Origin of the sequence: Yoonia sp. SDW83-1 (genome assembly GCF_046762885.1) — a bacterium.
Taxonomy (GTDB): domain Bacteria; phylum Pseudomonadota; class Alphaproteobacteria; order Rhodobacterales; family Rhodobacteraceae; genus Yoonia.
This window is the reverse complement of the sequence record NZ_JBKQXO010000036.1, coordinates 1-14,414: the sequence shown is the minus strand read 5'-3', so window position 1 is coordinate 14,414 and position 14,414 is coordinate 1. Positions and strand designations below refer to the sequence as shown.

Here is a 14,414-nt window from a genome sequence, read left to right as displayed (position 1 = left end):
CCGCCACTCGACCATCGGCTATCTAAGCCCTATGACATTCGAGGAGCGAGCAATGAAAGCTTAAGTTGCCGTCCACAAAACCGGCAGCAGGCCAGACCTCAGGTTCTGAGCTTCTCCAGAACTACAAATTGGAGCGAGACTAATGGCTGGAGCATTCTTCATGATCTGCTTTGCCGACATCTGTGGCAGGCCCTGGGACACCGTAATGGCCAGGCAGCATGAATGTTTTTTCGTTGATCATTCATGTCACTTTTGTCCAAAGGTCTTGCAGCGTCTTGGCCATCTCAAACTTTCGGTTGGCATAGACTGCAACCATCAGCGGTTCCCGACCGTATTGATGTGCCAGCGAAGTAAGCGCGCCGCTTTCGACTTCGCTATGGACCATACTGAACGGAAGCCACCCAACGCCAAGCCCCCTGAGCACCAATTCTCTTGCACCGCTCGAGAACGCGGTCATGCAAAAGACGTTCACGTCAGAGCCCGCAAAGCCAAAGGCCCGTTGGCTATTTTGAAGGACCTGACCGAAATAGCTATCATCAGGATAGACAATCGCCGGCGTGTCTGGCGGGACTAGGCCGTTGTCGCGAACGTTATAACGCAGCGCCCCACCGACCACGGGGATGAGAAAATCATTTGCCCAAAGGCCCCGATGAATATCAGGTCCAAATTGCAGCGTTCCTACGCCTTCAGTTTCGTAACACAACAGCATGCTGGTATCGCCACGCAGAAACATTGAAACACAGTCGCTCAAATTGGCGGCACGCATGCGGAACTGGATGCCAGGGAAGCGGGACCGTGCCCGTAACGCCATGTCAGGAAATGTGGAACAGGTTGCCGCGTGTTGGGCCGCGATCTCAACAGTGGCGCGCGTTTCGTCAAAATGACCGATCCGGGTGCGCAGTTCTCGCAGGCGCGAGATCAACGCCCTGATCTCACCTTCGTTTGAGAGCAGCGCCCGACTAATCTCGACCCGGTTGGTACCCCGTTCCAGAACGTCGACGCCCAACCATTCCTCGAATCCCCGTATGCGCCGCGAAAAAGCGGGTTGTGTGATGTTCCTGCGGGCAGCCGCGCGGGACAAATTGCCTTCTTCCAGAAGGACCAAAACATCATTCAGCCATTGTAAATGCATGAAAACTCCCACCACTCAAACAAAACGTATGAGCAGACGTAGAAGTTTGCACTGTTTTTTTCATTTGGCCCAGATGATGCTTTTACCAAATGGAAAAGGGGGCTGATGTGGCTTTAACTGATCAACTCGTCAGGCGAGATGGGTCGGACAATTCCGATCTGACCGCGAGCCGTTGCAAGGACCTTGCCATCCAACTGGCACAGTTTCCACGTGTTGCCTTAGGGCATTTGCCGACACCACTCGAGCCGATGGACCGCTTAAGCGAAATGCTCGGCGGTCCGAGGTTGTGGGTCAAGCGTGATGACTGCACTGGCCTGTCATCAGGTGGCAACAAGACGCGTAAGCTTGAGTATTTGATGGCGGATGCCCAGACCAAGGGCGCTGACACGATCATTACCCAAGGGGCCACACAGTCAAACCACGCCCGCCAAACAGCAGCAGCCGCCGCAAAGCTGTGCATGGCCTGCCATATTCTGCTCGAGGATCGCACGGGTTCCAACGACGCCAGCTATATCTTGAGCGGCAACGTCTTGTTGGATCGCTTGCACGGTGCGACGGTGTCCAAACGCAGCGGCGGAACCGACATGAACGCCGAGATGGAGACCCTGGCCGAGAAGCTGCGGGAGGATGGCAAGAGGCCGTATATCATCCCCGGCGGCGGGTCGAATGCGATCGGCGCGCTTGGCTACGTCAACTGTGCGCGGGAACTTGTCGAGCAAGCGAATGGTGTGGGGCTAAAGATCGACGCTCTGGTTCACGCCACCGGAAGCTCGGGCACGCAAGCCGGATTGGTGGCGGGGCTGGCCGCAATTGAAAGCGATATCCATCTGCTTGGAATCGGCGTCAGGGCACCGCAAGAAAAGCAGGAGGCCATGGTATTTGGTCTTGCCGTCCGTACCCTTGCGCATCTGGGAAGTAGCTCTGAGATTGCGCGCTCTGACGTGCGGGCGAACTGTGACTATGTCGGTGCGGGCTATGGCATTCCGACCGAAGGCATGGTGGCGGCATTGAAGCTGCTGGCCGAAACAGAAGGGCTGCTTTTTGATCCGGTCTATTCGGGAAAGGGCCTCGATGGCCTGATCGACCTGACGCGTAAGGGCCACTTTGACGGAATGGAAAACGTGGTCTTTCTACATACCGGGGGGAGTGCTGCATTGTTCGGCTATCCCGAGATCTTTGATTTGCCCGGCTACGTGACGAATTGAACAGCAAAAAAACGACTAACAAGGAGACCAGTAAGATGAAAGTAATAAGAAATCTGATGGCCGCGGCACTTGTGACCGCAATTGGCATGCCGGCTTTCGCTGAGGAAGTGAAGATCGGCGTTCCTTCATGGACTGGGGCACAAGCGATTGCCTACGTCTTGGGTGAAATTGTCACCACGCGTATCGGTGGCACCGTCGAATACGTGCCGGGCAACAACGCCACAATCTTTCAAGCCATGGACCAAGGCGAGGGCGACATCGACGTGCATCCTGATGTCTGGCTCCCCAACCAAGAAAGCTTTACCAAGCAATACGTCGACGAAGCCGCAACGGTGACCCTGTCTTCCAACCCATATCAGGGCAACCAGGGCTTTTGCGTTTCCCGGGATTTCGCTGAAGCGAATGACATCACTGACATTGCAGACCTTGGACGGCCCGACGTTGCCGCACTCATGGACAGCGACGGCAACGGACGCGGGGAACTCTGGATCGGCGCACCCGGCTGGGCCTCTGCCAACGTAAACGAGGTCAAAGTACGTGATTATGGCCTACTTGATTTCATCGAGCCTATTCGTGCAGAAGAAGCCGTGAAGACAGCACGCATCAAGGATAGTATCGCTAAGGGCGAAGGCTATGCGTTCTACTGCTATGAGCCACATGCCGTTTGGTTCATGTTCGACGTGGTTATGTTGACTGAACCGACCTACGATCCTGAAAAATACATCATGGTACAGCCATCCGACGATGCCGATTGGTATGAAAACTCCATGGTTGCAACGAAAGATGACCTCAAGCAGGTGCAAATTGCCTGGTCGAATTCCCTCGAGGAACGCTCCCCCGCGATTGCTGAATTCTTTGCAAATTTCGCATTGGACGCAAATGATGTGAGCGGACTGGCCTTTGAGATCAGTGCCAACGGACGTGATCCGGCAGAGGTTGCCAAAGAATGGGTTGATGCCAATTCTGACCGCGTTGACACAATGTTGGGCCTCTAGAGTAGCACCAAAAGCTAAGATCGTCGGCACGGGCCATCTGTGCCGACGTTTTGATAGTAGGCAGAATGATGACAGCACCCCAAGATCGCGTCATTGAGATTTCCAATGTTTGGAAGATCTTTGGCGGTCGGCCACAACTGGCACTCAAGGCCATACAGGAACGCGGGCTGACCAAGGCCGAGGTTCTGGCCGAATTCAATGCCGTTGTTGGCGTCGCTGATGTCAGCCTATCCGTAAATCGCGGCGAAATCTTTTGCATCATGGGGCTGTCCGGCAGTGGCAAATCGACACTGGTTCGCCATTTCAACCGATTGCTAGAGCCGACTTCGGGCAAGATTGAGATCGAAGGCACCGACGTGATGGCGCTGGGGGTCAAAGAACTGCAAGCCTTCCGCAATCGCAAAATTGGCATGGTCTTTCAGAATTTCGCGCTCATGCCGCATCGGTCGGTGCTGGACAATGTCGCGATGCCCTTGGAAATCCGGCAAGTCGCCAAGAACGAACGCATGCGCCAAGCAGCGGCGATCCTTGATATCGTTGAGCTGGGTGCTTGGGGCGCAAAGTTCGCGCATGAACTCTCGGGCGGGATGCAGCAACGCGTCGGCCTTGCCCGCGCGCTTGCCGCGAACCCCGATGTTTTGTTGATGGATGAACCCTTCTCCGCGCTTGACCCGCTGATCCGTCGGCAGTTGCAGGATGAATTCATTCGTTTGTCCAAAATTCTGAAGAAGACGACGATCTTCATCACCCACGATCTGGATGAGGCTGTCCGCATTGGTGACCGCATCGCGATCATGCGCGATGGCAAAGTTGTGCAGATTGGCACGGCCGAAGACATCGTGATGAATCCAGCTGATGACTACGTCGCTGACTTTGTCGCCGGTATCTCGCGGCTGAAGGTAGTGCATGCGCATGCGGTGATGCAGCCGATTGATGCTCATATTGCCGAACATGGACCAATCCCGGCAGATTTGGCGCGGGTGGACAAGGACGATACCCTGAGCAATCTGATCAATCTCGCCATTGACGATGACAAGCCGATCTTGGTCGAAGCTGATGGCCAAGGCGTCGGCATCATCACACGCTCGGACCTGTTGCGCACTGTGATTGAAGGAACCGAAATGTCATGAGCGACACCGCAGTAAATCCTCTGGACGATCCCAACAGCGAAGCGGCCTTGGCCTATGCCGAAGAGCGGCGCGAGAATATCCGGGCCTTCGTGCGCACAAGTCCGGACTACTACATCAAGAATTTCAACAAGATCGGCGCGTCATCCCGGTTCACGGCGACGTTCAACCTGATGGCTGGACTCTTTGGTCCGATCTGGTTTGGCGCGCGCGGGCTTTGGTCATGGGCCTTGCCCTTTCTGATCATCGAAGCCCTCGCATTGGTTCAAATCGCACGCGGGCTTTTTGGTGATCTGGGCGCTGAAGCAATGGCACGGATTGCCTCGATCGAAGGCACGTTAGCGTTGCGACGCCAACAACTGGCGGCGGCAATCGAAGATGGATCGGACCGCGTTGATGCTTTCCGACGCGCCGTCGAAGGTTTGGAAGCCAATATAGGAGGCATCCGCGAAGAGGCAGCAGCACTGGCGGCACAGGGCCCGCAGATCGTGATGATTGGCCTGGCCATCTTGCTGGCCGCAAAGGCTGCGCAAGCGGCTGTCGCAAACTGGGCGCTGGAGGCCCGGTTCTCGGACTGGGTGTCAGACCGCACCATCCGTTCAGGGATGCCTGTATCGCATATGCTCCTGAGCGCGATCTTCATGGTCCTGATCGTCGTTGCCGCAATGTTGCACTACAGCTTTCCAGGTCGGTTTGATCTGCTCAGTAATTTCCCGACAGAACCCGGCATCCGGTTGACCAGCATCGAGTGGGTCGAGAACTTCTTCAACTGGGCGGTCTTGAACGGCGATGCGCTGTTTGACGCTATCACATGGGTTATTCGGCTTTTGTTGGATGCGCTTGAGATCGTCTTTGTGAGCACCCCCTGGATCGTGATTGCAGCGCTCATCATCTTGCTGACATGGTTGACGGCAGGCGTGCGAATGGCGATCTATTCGGCGGCGTTCCTGTCATACATGGGCCTTCTGGGTTTCTGGGAAAAGGCGATGACGACATTGGCGTTGCTCGGCACGGCTGCGTGTCTTTCGATCCTCATTGGCATCCCCTTGGGCATGTTTGCGGCACGTCGGCCACGGTTCTACGCTGCGATCCAGCCGATCATGGATTTTATGCAAACCATGCCAGCCTTTGTCTTCATGATCCCCGTGATTGCGTTTTTTGGGACCGGCAAACCGGCGGCAGTTGTGACCACAATGATCTTCGGCGGAACCCCGGTCGTGCGCCTAACGGTGTTGGGTCTGCGCGGCGTACCCGAAAGCGTACGAGAGGCGGCGATCTCATTTGGTGCAAACAAATGGTATCTGCTGACCCGTGTCGACTTGCCGCTTGCAAGCCCCTCAATCCGGGCGGGCATCAACCAAACGATTATGCTGTCTCTGGCGATGGTCGTGGTGGCATCCCTGATCGGCGCAAAAGGGCTGGGCGAGGATGTCCTTGAGGCCCTGCAGTACGCAAATGTCGGACAAGGTATTCTTGCTGGATTTGCTATTCTGTTTTGCGCCATGATCCTTGATCGTATCGTACAAGGACAGCGTAAGTGATACCCCTTGTCATGGTGCACGGCTTCATGGGGGGCAGCGCGCAATGGGACGCCCAGAAAGAGGCGATTGAACCAACCTGCGACGTGATCGCCTTGGACCTGCCGGGGTTTGGCAACAATGCACATTTGCCTGTTATCAATACGATCGGTGGCTTTGCCGATTGGGTAATTGGTGAATTGCACAACTGCGGCATCACCCGCTTTCACCTGCTGGGTCATTCGATGGGCGGCATGATCGTGCAAGAGATCGCCCAACGCATTCCCGATCAGATCGACAAGCTCATTCTCTATTCCACAGGGCCCGTCGGTGTTCTGCCCGGCCGATTTGAGACAATTGCTGAGAGCAAGTCCCGCGCCCAGACCGACGGCGCCCAAGCAACCGCGCGACGTATTCCGGCCGGTTGGTTCCTTCACGGCCAAGCTGCACCGGCATATGAGGCTTGCGCCGCCATCGCCGAGCAGGCCGGGCTCGATGCCATTCTTGCAGGATTAAGCGCGATGGAGAATTGGACAGGTAAGGCACACCTGGCGGCCTTAAAGCCCAAGACACTCGTGATCTGGGGAGATGGTGACCGGACCTACAATTGGCAACAAATTGAGTGCCTGTGGCAAACGATCCCGAACACAAACCTCTGCGTCTTTCCAAACTGCGCACATGCAGTTCACCTTGAAAACCCCGAAGGATTTAACAGCGAGCTTATTAAGTACCTTGCCGAGGGCTGAGTTCGCAGGATTTGTCCTTGTAGGATGAGATCTAATTATCTTTTAGGTGCGGCGGGAAAGAAGCATCGTCCCAGCCATGGCCTGAAAGTGCAGTGACACCGAGACCGCTTACACGGATGCCATATTTCCGTCCCGGTAGGTGTCCGTCGTCAGGGTTTTTGGGACCAAGAGCGGCCTAACCTAAGAGAGAGTTTGGCTCATCTGGTTGGTTTGATTAGGCATTCTTAGCGAGTTTCAACGTCAAGGCATCGGAAAGAAGCTGCTTATGGCTGGCATGTTGTGCGCCAGTCAAACTGACGTTTTTCGATTGCAGTTGACTGTTTCAGAATCTAACGCAGCGGCACGTTCACTCTATGACGAGGCCGGTTTTGTGCGAGAAGGTTTGCAGCAAAACTGCGCTTTGACTAACGGTCGCCTTGTCTCGAAGATCATGATGGCCAAGACGTTCTAGACGCTATTCTATGCTATCTATTGTTGACCCTTTCGGCTCGCAGACATTAGCTTCCTAGGTCAGTTAATGACGAAAAGGTCAAAGTCATCTGACGTTCAACAAGGGGTGGGTGGCGGACTGGGGAGGATTCGAACCCCCGACCCCTTGATTCGTAGTCAAGTACTCTATCCAACTGAGCTACCAATCCGCGTATCGGGGGATTTAGACCCGAGAGCGCCGTGATGCAAGGCCCAATCGGGATTCTTTGTTCATTCGGCGGCAGGTGCCAGTGCCAGGTCTTCCTTGGGCAGGTGGATCCTGAACGTTGTACCGGTCTCGTCGGTGCGTTCCAGTTCCAGCCGCCCGCCATGCCCCCGCACAAGATCACCGGCGATCACAAGGCCAAGCCCGGATCCGCCCTTGCGGACCCCACCCTCAAAAGGCTTGAACAGATGTTCCTGCGCCTTCTTTGGCAGGCCGGGTCCGGTGTCGGTCACGTAAAGATGCCAGGCGGCCTCGTCCTCCTCGGCGCGGACGACAATCTCGCCCGGTTGGTTGGTCGCCATGATCGCCTGACGGGCGTTGCGCACCAGGTTCGAGATCACCCGGTATAGCTGTTCATCATCGGCCCGCAGGGTCATGCTGGCGGGGATATCCTCGGCAAAGGACAGGTCATATTCGCCCACGGCCAGGCGTTCGGCATCAATCACTTCGCCCACGATCTTGGCAAGGTTCACCCTAGTCAGCGCCGGTGCGGGCTCATCCACCCGGCCAAACGCCAGCGTGTTTTCACACAGGCTGACGGCCCGCGCGATTGAACTGACAAGTTTCGGTGCCATCCGGCGCACCAGAGGGTCCTCGGAGCTTTCGATCCGGTCGGTGAACAGCTGGGCTGAGGTCAGGATATTGCGCAGGTCATGGCTGACCTTGGCGACGGCACCACCCAGTTGCGCCAGCCGTTCCTTTTGCTTAAGCGCACCGGTCAACTGGGTCTGCATGGATTGCAGCGCCTCTTCGGCATCGCGCAGTTCCTTGACCCCGGCGGTCGGTGTGATGATCTTGCGCGCGTCCTCCGGGGCTGTGGCATAGTCCTTCATATGGTCAACAACGCCCTGGATCGGCCGGACCAGCAAGATGCGGACCGCCAGAAACAACAGACCGGCCGTGATGATCGAGATAAAGGCCGACAGGATCAGAATGTTGCGACCATATTCCAGCAAGGCACCGCGCAGGGGCATTTCGTCCATGGTGACTTCGATCAGCAGGCCACCGTCACGCACAGGGTTGCCAATGACCCGGATGATCCGGTCTTCGGTGTTGAGGATCGTGCGCATGGCATCGGCGATTAGCATCATGCCAGACGGATCACGCATGTCGTAAGTGGCCGTGATCGGGGATGGAATAGGCGATGACAGGGCCAGTTGACGGATCTCATCGCGGCGCAGCACCACGTTGTAAACCTCGGCGTTTCTGAGCAACTCCGCCTCGAGCGCGGGCGAAATCATATCATCCGCCTCAAGCGCCAATGATGCGATCTGCGCCCTCTCAAGCCGTGCCAGCAGGTAATCCTCGCGGAACCGCGCAACCGACGGCACAAAGATAAAAACCTCAGCCAGCATCACGAAAATGATCGTGAGGATCAGGAAGCGACCTGAGAGGGAATTGATCATTGCGTCTTCGTCTCTGGGTTAAGGCAGCCAGCGCTGCACAAAGCCGACCACCTTTTTGACGGTCGGATTTTCAAATAGTCTGGGGCTAAAATAGGCACCTGCGGCGCGTTTGTTAACCTCGCTAATGGTCGGATATGGCAGAACCGTATTGGCGATGGCAGACATCTTCATCTTATTGGCAATCGCCATGGCCCACATGCCGATCAATTCGCCCGCCAGATGACCCGCGATGGATGCGCCCACAGGCTTGCCCTTGACCACCATCACCTTGATCAGACCCTTGGTTTTCCGCTCGGCAATCAACCGATCATTGTGATGGAAATCAAAGCGGACGACCTCAAGCTGGGCACCGTATTTCTTCTTCGCCTGCTCTTCGGTCAGGCCGACCTGCGCCAATTCCGGGTCTGTATAGGTGGCCCATGGGATGTGATCGGTCCGCTGTTTTGATGGCAGCCCAAACAGCATCGACCGGATCAGAACACCGGCGTGATAGCCCGCTACATGGGTGAATTGCAGCCCACCGGCCACGTCACCGGCGGCATAGACCTTCTTGTTGGTCACCGACCGCAGATCAGGTCCTACCTTCAACCCGCCCCGATGATGGGCAATGCCGCCCGCATCCAGATCAAGCTTTTCGATATTCACCTTGCGCCCCACCGCCATTAGCAGATGTGAGCCGGTGAAATCGCCCTTGGGGGTGTGCACTGTAATAGCGTCACCCTTGCCGCTGATCTTTTCGGCCTGTGCCTCTTCGACAATGTTGATGCCTTCCGCGCGCAGATTATCAAGTACGATCGCGGCCATCTCCGGGTCGTCCTTACCAAAGGCTTTCATGCCTTCAATGACTGTCACCTCACACCCCAGACGTCGATGGGCCTGCGCCATTTCCATCCCGATGGGTCCACCACCGATGACAATCAGATGCTTGGGCTTTTCGCGCAGATCAAAGATGTCTTCGTTGGTATAGTGCTTGACCGTATCCAGACCGGGAATTGGCGGCACAAAGGGGCCAGAGCCCGTCGCCACGACAAAGCGCCGCGCCTCGATGATGTTATCGCCCGCCTGCACCTCTGTTTTTGAGATGAACTTGCCAAACTCTTCGATCACCTGAACGCCAAGGCCCTCAAAACGCTCCACACTGTCGACCGGTGCAATCGTAGCAATGACATCATGTACGTGGTCCTTGGCGGCGGCATAATCGACCTTTGGTTCTACTTCACCAACGCCCAGCTTTTCGCCATGGGACATAGCATAGGCCTGCTTGGCCGACGCGATCAGCGCCTTGGACGGAACGCAACCGTAGTTCAGGCAGTCACCACCCATCTTGTGGCCTTCTAGCAGGACCACCTTGGCCCCCATCTGTACCGCGCCGGCCGCGATAGACAAACCGCCAGAGCCGCCACCGATGATGCAGATATCTGTTTTGATCCGGTTCATGATTTACAGACCTTTCTTGCCGCGCACGGCCTTGATGATGATGGGAAGAGCGGCCAGAGCACACAGGCCCAGAATTGGCAGCAAGATTTTCGGCTCAAAGATGATGCCAAGGTTCGGGGTTTCGCCACTGGCAAAAACCTCGCCCAGACCGGCACCGACAGAGGTGTAGACAACCGCACCGGGGATGATGCCCAGGAATGTTGACACGGCAAAGCGGAACAGCGGCACACCGACCAGCGCAGGCACCAGATTGGCGACAAAGAACGGCACGGCAGGGACCAGGCGGATGAGAAACAGCATCTCCCACTGGTTGTTATCAATGCCTTCCTTGATTTTCTTCACCGACCCTTCGGAATTTTCCATCTTGGCGGCCAGTTTTTCACCCAACCCCCAGCGGGCAGCCAGAAAAATGCCTATGGCTCCAAGGGTTGCACCGGTGATGTTGAACAGGGCACCTGGGAATGTCGCAAACAGAAATCCGCCAGTCAGGGTCGCGATGGTGGCACCTGGAAGCGAAAAAGCGACAATCACGACATAGGCCGCAATGAATACCAACACCGTCAGCAGATAGTTGTTGTCGCGGAACTGGATCAGCGCCTCGCGGTTGTCGGCAAGCGCCTGAAACGACAGATAATCGCGCAGGTAAATCGCGCCCAGCACCGCCACAACGATGATGGTCAGCAGCGGCAAGTTGCGTAACAGCGGGTTGGCGGGTTTGTCTGTCATCTCGGTCATCTTTCCGTCCTATGGGTGCATTTGGCGTTGACCGTTAGATGGACGGAAGGCTGCGTTCGCGATACCCACCTCACGGCCCATTGATGAATTGCCCCCCGCTTGTTTCAGTTTTCCGGGGGCTGATCACGAAACCTGTAACATTTGGCCAGTCCGAATTGTCCCAAATGTTGCAATTTGACCCACCGATGCGCGTTGACATGAGGCAGTGCCCCCTCTAAACGGCAGGTCTGAATTGTTGATCGGCTTCGAATCCCCATGCTGGATTTGGCCAAGAACCGGAGAGAACGCGATGAAACGCACGTTCCAACCATCCAACCGGGTTCGCAAGAACCGCCACGGTTTCCGCGCACGCATGGCCACCAAGGCCGGGCGCAAGATCCTGAACGCACGTCGTGCCAAGGGCCGTGCGAAGCTGAGCGCGTAAGCGCGTCCAGTTTCTTGATTGATTTGAAACCGCCGGTTGGGCCAGATGATGGCACTCCGGCGGTTTCCGTTTGTCTGACGGTGTTGAAAAAGCGCGCCGATTTCATCCGCGCATCCCATGCCCATCGCTTCGGCACCCCCGGCATCCATCTACAGGCCCGTCGGCGTAACGAGGGTGAGGCGTCGGGCATCCGCGTCGGTTACACCTGTTCCAAAAAGGTCGGCAATGCCGTCGCCCGCAACCGGGCCAAGCGCCGGCTGCGCGAAGTGGCGCGGCAGGTATTGCCGGAACTGGGGCGCGACGGATGGGACTATGTGCTGGTCGGCCGCAAGGATGTGACGGTCGCCCTACCCTTTGATACACTCATCGCCGATCTCAAACGCGCCCTAAAAAAGGTGCATGCATGACGCCGCTGGCCTATCTCGTGTCACTCCCCGTAAGGGCCTACCGGGTCGTTCTGTCGCCGTGGGTGGGCCACGGCTGCCGGTTTCAACCCACCTGTTCGGCCTATGCGCTGGAAGCACTCGAAAAGCACGGCGCGATCAAGGGCAGCTGGCTGACGATCCGCCGGATTGGACGATGCCACCCCTGGGGGGGGTCTGGGATCGACAACGTGCCAGACTAGCTGCAGTCCCAGTTATAGGCGACCTTGTCGAACCGACGGTCAGCAAGATCGGCCTTTGAGGTCAGAAAACACGCCTCGCCTGCATCACCCCAGCAAATCTCGACCCCGGTATCGCGATCAAGCACGAACCCGAACTGCAATAGCATCTCACTCTGTTCAGAATCGGCACCGGTCTGGCGGAAATCCTCCTGCGTGAAATCAGGATGACCGCCGTAATAGATCTCACAAGGCTTGGCGGCAGCCAGATCCTCGTGCAGCGTGTCCCATAATTCACCGGGGCAGTCGGGATACCAGCCCTCTGTCAGCTCTCGCATTGCGGTGCTATTGGGCGATACCGGCCCGGTTGCCGCCTGCCCTGTCAGTCGTCGCCCCTGCTGGGTCAGTTCGTCGTTGAATGGTGTGAACTCCCATCCCCCGTCCGGCAGGTCCCGCCGCACCAACGCCCCGGCATCTTCGTGATAAGCGACATGAAACCCCTTGTTTGCAAGCGAGGGAAAGTCGCAGCCGTTCAGGTCATCATCCATGACAAAGAAGGACAGGACCCCTTGCGTCGGATATCCATCCAGCGGCGGCATGTCGGCATAGTTGATCTGCGCCAGAAAGATCATCGGTTTGCCTGTGGCGTCCTGCGGCCAAGGCGCATCGGCCGGCAGGCTGGGCCGCCCGCCAATGGATGAATGTGCATCATCGGCAACAGATCCTCTGGCCATGGTCAGTGCAATTGCGGGGCGGGCCAGGGCTGCGGCCTTGTTGCGGGCGTCCTGCACGATGGCGGGCCAATCCCGGTCGTCCTGCCGGGATTTTGGTGGCGTCGGCTTCTTACCGGCGAAGTAATCGTCGGCCTTTTCGCCCTGCCGCTCGCGCCACAAAATGAACCCGACCACGGCAATTGTCACGACAAGGGCCAGCGCCCCGATCAAGTTTCCCATAAAGCCAATCCCTCACGTGCCGAGACGGCGCGAAATCCGTCAGTTCTTCTCGAATGATATCGTCACCACGCCGATATCAAACCCGAAACGTTTGACATAGGCGAGGTTCAGCAGCCGGTCCTCGGACAACAGCCACATCCAGTCGTCAAACGTAACGCGCAGGGATTCGCTGGACCCGTCGGCGGAGGGAACGGGGAGATCAATCTCGTATTTCCAATTGAAACGGTTGTCCTGCTCCTGACCGATCGCCTGCCCGATCACGCCCGGGGCGGTGCCTGTCCAGCTGTCCGGTCCGGTCTTGGTCAGCGTCCAGATCCGCTGTTCAGTTGATCCGTCCTCATAGACGAAATCCTCGACCAGGCGCAGCCGATCTCCATCCCAATCACCCTTGATATCAACGACAAAACTGCGGCGCACCGTACCGAGCAGATCCTGAAACTGGCCGTAGGCTACCAGTTCACCGTCAAAGAATTCCTCCATGTTCAGCTTGCGGTCACTGAGGCTGGGGTCGTCAAATGATGGTTTTCCGGTGCAGGCGGCAAGCGCCAGAAAGGCGAAAGTAATCAGGATGCGCATGATGGTTTTCCTTCTGTCCACCCCTGACCTAGCGCGGCGCTTTAGCTGGGCAAATTCCCCAAAAATTACTGTCGGCATCACGTCGGACTTGCGTCGGCAAAGCGTCGGACCCCATCGTACATCCACAGTAGGGTTCAGTTAAGATCTGCTTACAAAGTATTAGCCGTGACCCGCGGTCTGCGGGGCCAGCTGGCAGGTGATGTCCGGATCGCAGATATCGACAAAGCGCTCTTGCGCACCCCGACGATAGCCCGGTCCGCCAAACAGGCGCAGCGCCGCAAAAATCGCCCAGATCCGCAAGGGGCCAACCTTGGCCGCCTGCATGGCTGCCCGCATGATATTGTCGGCAAAGCGGCGGTCCTGTTCGGTCGACCCGCGCCCGCTGACGTCCTGCCACGCAATGTAAAGGTAGTCATGTATGATCGCCGCCTCCAGCCACGGCCCCACCCGCCCGATCAGGAACCGAAACAGGCGCGGTACGCTGGTCAAGTCGGTGATCAGGCCCTGCGGCACGGCCAATGGTATCCAGACACCATCAGGATCCTGCCACGACACCAGGAACGGACGGCCCAGCAGATAATCCGCATCCTCTCGGTTGCGCATCCTGACCGCATCTTTCAGCCTCAGCAGGACCAGCGCGCTGTCATAACGAAAACCCGCCACCTCGGTTGGCGCATCGGGGTAAGGGTTTACCGGTTCAGGGGGCGCATCATGACGCTTAATCATTCACAAAACCTCTTGGCGGACCACGCGGGGCACGGTAGGGCTTTCACCCATGCTTGACGATACAGAAATCCACCCGCTTTTCCACGGTGCGCCTTCCAGCACCGAGTTCAAGAAGCTGCGCAAACGCATCGTGCGATATA

16 protein-coding genes, 1 tRNA gene and 1 pseudogene are annotated in these 14,414 nt (G+C 57.1%); 10 read left to right on the top strand and 8 right to left on the bottom strand.

Annotated features, from left to right (window positions below):
* Nucleotides 1-241: 241 nt before the first annotated feature.
* Nucleotides 242-1,132, bottom strand: coding sequence for a LysR family transcriptional regulator (locus tag ACFWW4_RS22400; protein ID WP_411892859.1), 891 nt, complete (start codon nt 1,130-1,132; stop codon nt 242-244).
* Between the two features lie 188 nt (nt 1,133-1,320).
* Between ACFWW4_RS22400 and ACFWW4_RS22395 the strand changes: the two genes are divergently transcribed.
* The 6 genes from ACFWW4_RS22395 (at nt 1,321) to ACFWW4_RS22370 (ending at nt 7,173) form a co-directional block, all read left to right on the top strand.
* Nucleotides 1,321-2,337: a D-cysteine desulfhydrase gene (locus ACFWW4_RS22395; protein WP_411892862.1), complete on the top strand. Its 1,017-nt coding sequence runs from the start codon at nt 1,321-1,323 to the stop codon at nt 2,335-2,337.
* A gap of 35 nt (nt 2,338-2,372) precedes the next feature.
* Nucleotides 2,373-3,332 carry a glycine betaine ABC transporter substrate-binding protein gene (locus ACFWW4_RS22390; protein ID WP_411892858.1) on the top strand — a complete coding sequence of 320 codons (960 nt, stop codon included), beginning with the start codon at nt 2,373-2,375 and terminating at the stop codon, nt 3,330-3,332.
* 68 nt (nt 3,333-3,400) lie between these two features.
* Nucleotides 3,401-4,462: a quaternary amine ABC transporter ATP-binding protein gene (locus ACFWW4_RS22385; protein ID WP_411892857.1), complete on the top strand. Its 1,062-nt coding sequence runs from the start codon at nt 3,401-3,403 to the stop codon at nt 4,460-4,462.
* Complete coding sequence (locus ACFWW4_RS22380; protein ID WP_411892856.1) at nt 4,459-6,000, top strand: ABC transporter permease; 1,542 nt, start codon at nt 4,459-4,461, stop codon at nt 5,998-6,000. Before ACFWW4_RS22385 ends, ACFWW4_RS22380 begins: the two co-directional genes overlap by 4 nt.
* Entirely contained in the window at nt 5,997-6,722 is a 726-nt protein-coding gene (locus ACFWW4_RS22375) for an alpha/beta fold hydrolase (protein ID WP_411892855.1), read from the top strand. Before ACFWW4_RS22380 ends, ACFWW4_RS22375 begins: the two co-directional genes overlap by 4 nt.
* Nucleotides 6,723-6,942: 220 nt before the next feature.
* A complete protein-coding gene (locus tag ACFWW4_RS22370; protein ID WP_411892861.1) occupies nt 6,943-7,173 on the top strand; it encodes a GNAT family N-acetyltransferase in 231 nt (76 codons plus the stop codon).
* A gap of 110 nt (nt 7,174-7,283) precedes the next feature.
* Here the strand turns inward: ACFWW4_RS22370 and ACFWW4_RS22365 are convergent.
* The 4 genes from ACFWW4_RS22365 to ACFWW4_RS22350 all read right to left on the bottom strand — a co-directional run bounded on the left by ACFWW4_RS22365 (nt 7,284) and on the right by ACFWW4_RS22350 (nt 10,985).
* Nucleotides 7,284-7,360 (bottom strand) — tRNA-Arg (locus ACFWW4_RS22365).
* 61 nt (nt 7,361-7,421) lie between these two features.
* Entirely contained in the window at nt 7,422-8,822 is a 1,401-nt protein-coding gene (locus tag ACFWW4_RS22360; RefSeq protein WP_411892854.1) for a sensor histidine kinase, read from the bottom strand.
* An 18-nt stretch (nt 8,823-8,840) separates the two neighbouring features.
* A complete protein-coding gene (locus ACFWW4_RS22355) occupies nt 8,841-10,259 on the bottom strand; it encodes a dihydrolipoyl dehydrogenase family protein (RefSeq protein ID WP_411892853.1) in 1,419 nt (472 codons plus the stop codon).
* A gap of 3 nt (nt 10,260-10,262) precedes the next feature.
* A complete protein-coding gene (locus ACFWW4_RS22350) occupies nt 10,263-10,985 on the bottom strand; it encodes a TVP38/TMEM64 family protein (RefSeq protein WP_393927434.1) in 723 nt (240 codons plus the stop codon).
* Between the two features lie 298 nt (nt 10,986-11,283).
* Here ACFWW4_RS22350 and rpmH point away from each other — a divergent pair, with 298 nt between their 5' ends.
* From rpmH to yidD, 3 genes are read left to right on the top strand one after another with little or no spacing between them, the layout of a single operon-like run.
* Complete coding sequence (gene rpmH, locus ACFWW4_RS22345; protein ID WP_007204042.1) at nt 11,284-11,418, top strand: 50S ribosomal protein L34; 135 nt, start codon at nt 11,284-11,286, stop codon at nt 11,416-11,418.
* A 23-nt stretch (nt 11,419-11,441) separates the two neighbouring features.
* Entirely contained in the window at nt 11,442-11,825 is a 384-nt protein-coding gene (gene rnpA, locus ACFWW4_RS22340; RefSeq protein WP_411892860.1) for a ribonuclease P protein component, read from the top strand.
* The gene (gene yidD / locus ACFWW4_RS22335) at nt 11,822-12,043 is read left to right on the top strand and encodes a membrane protein insertion efficiency factor YidD (RefSeq protein ID WP_411892852.1); all 222 of its coding nucleotides are present in this window, start codon (nt 11,822-11,824) and stop codon (nt 12,041-12,043) included. The genes rnpA and yidD overlap by 4 nt, the downstream gene beginning before the upstream one ends.
* On the opposite strand, the gene ACFWW4_RS22330 is transcribed toward yidD, so the two are convergent.
* From ACFWW4_RS22330 to ACFWW4_RS22320, 3 genes are all read right to left on the bottom strand, one after another.
* Complete coding sequence (locus ACFWW4_RS22330; protein WP_411892851.1) at nt 12,040-12,972, bottom strand: YwqG family protein; 933 nt, start codon at nt 12,970-12,972, stop codon at nt 12,040-12,042. The two genes, yidD and ACFWW4_RS22330, sit on opposite strands and share 4 nt — an antisense overlap.
* 39 nt (nt 12,973-13,011) lie before the next feature.
* On the bottom strand, nt 13,012-13,548 hold the full coding sequence (locus ACFWW4_RS22325; RefSeq protein WP_411892850.1) for a DUF3833 domain-containing protein: 537 nt from the start codon (nt 13,546-13,548) through the stop codon (nt 13,012-13,014).
* Between the two features lie 159 nt (nt 13,549-13,707).
* Complete coding sequence (locus ACFWW4_RS22320) at nt 13,708-14,274, bottom strand: DUF1353 domain-containing protein (protein ID WP_411892849.1); 567 nt, start codon at nt 14,272-14,274, stop codon at nt 13,708-13,710.
* Between the two features lie 49 nt (nt 14,275-14,323).
* On the opposite strand from ACFWW4_RS22320, the pseudogene ACFWW4_RS22315 reads away from it, so the two are divergent.
* Nucleotides 14,324-14,414, top strand: a pseudogene (locus ACFWW4_RS22315) (tRNA 2-thiocytidine(32) synthetase TtcA); the annotation flags it as partial.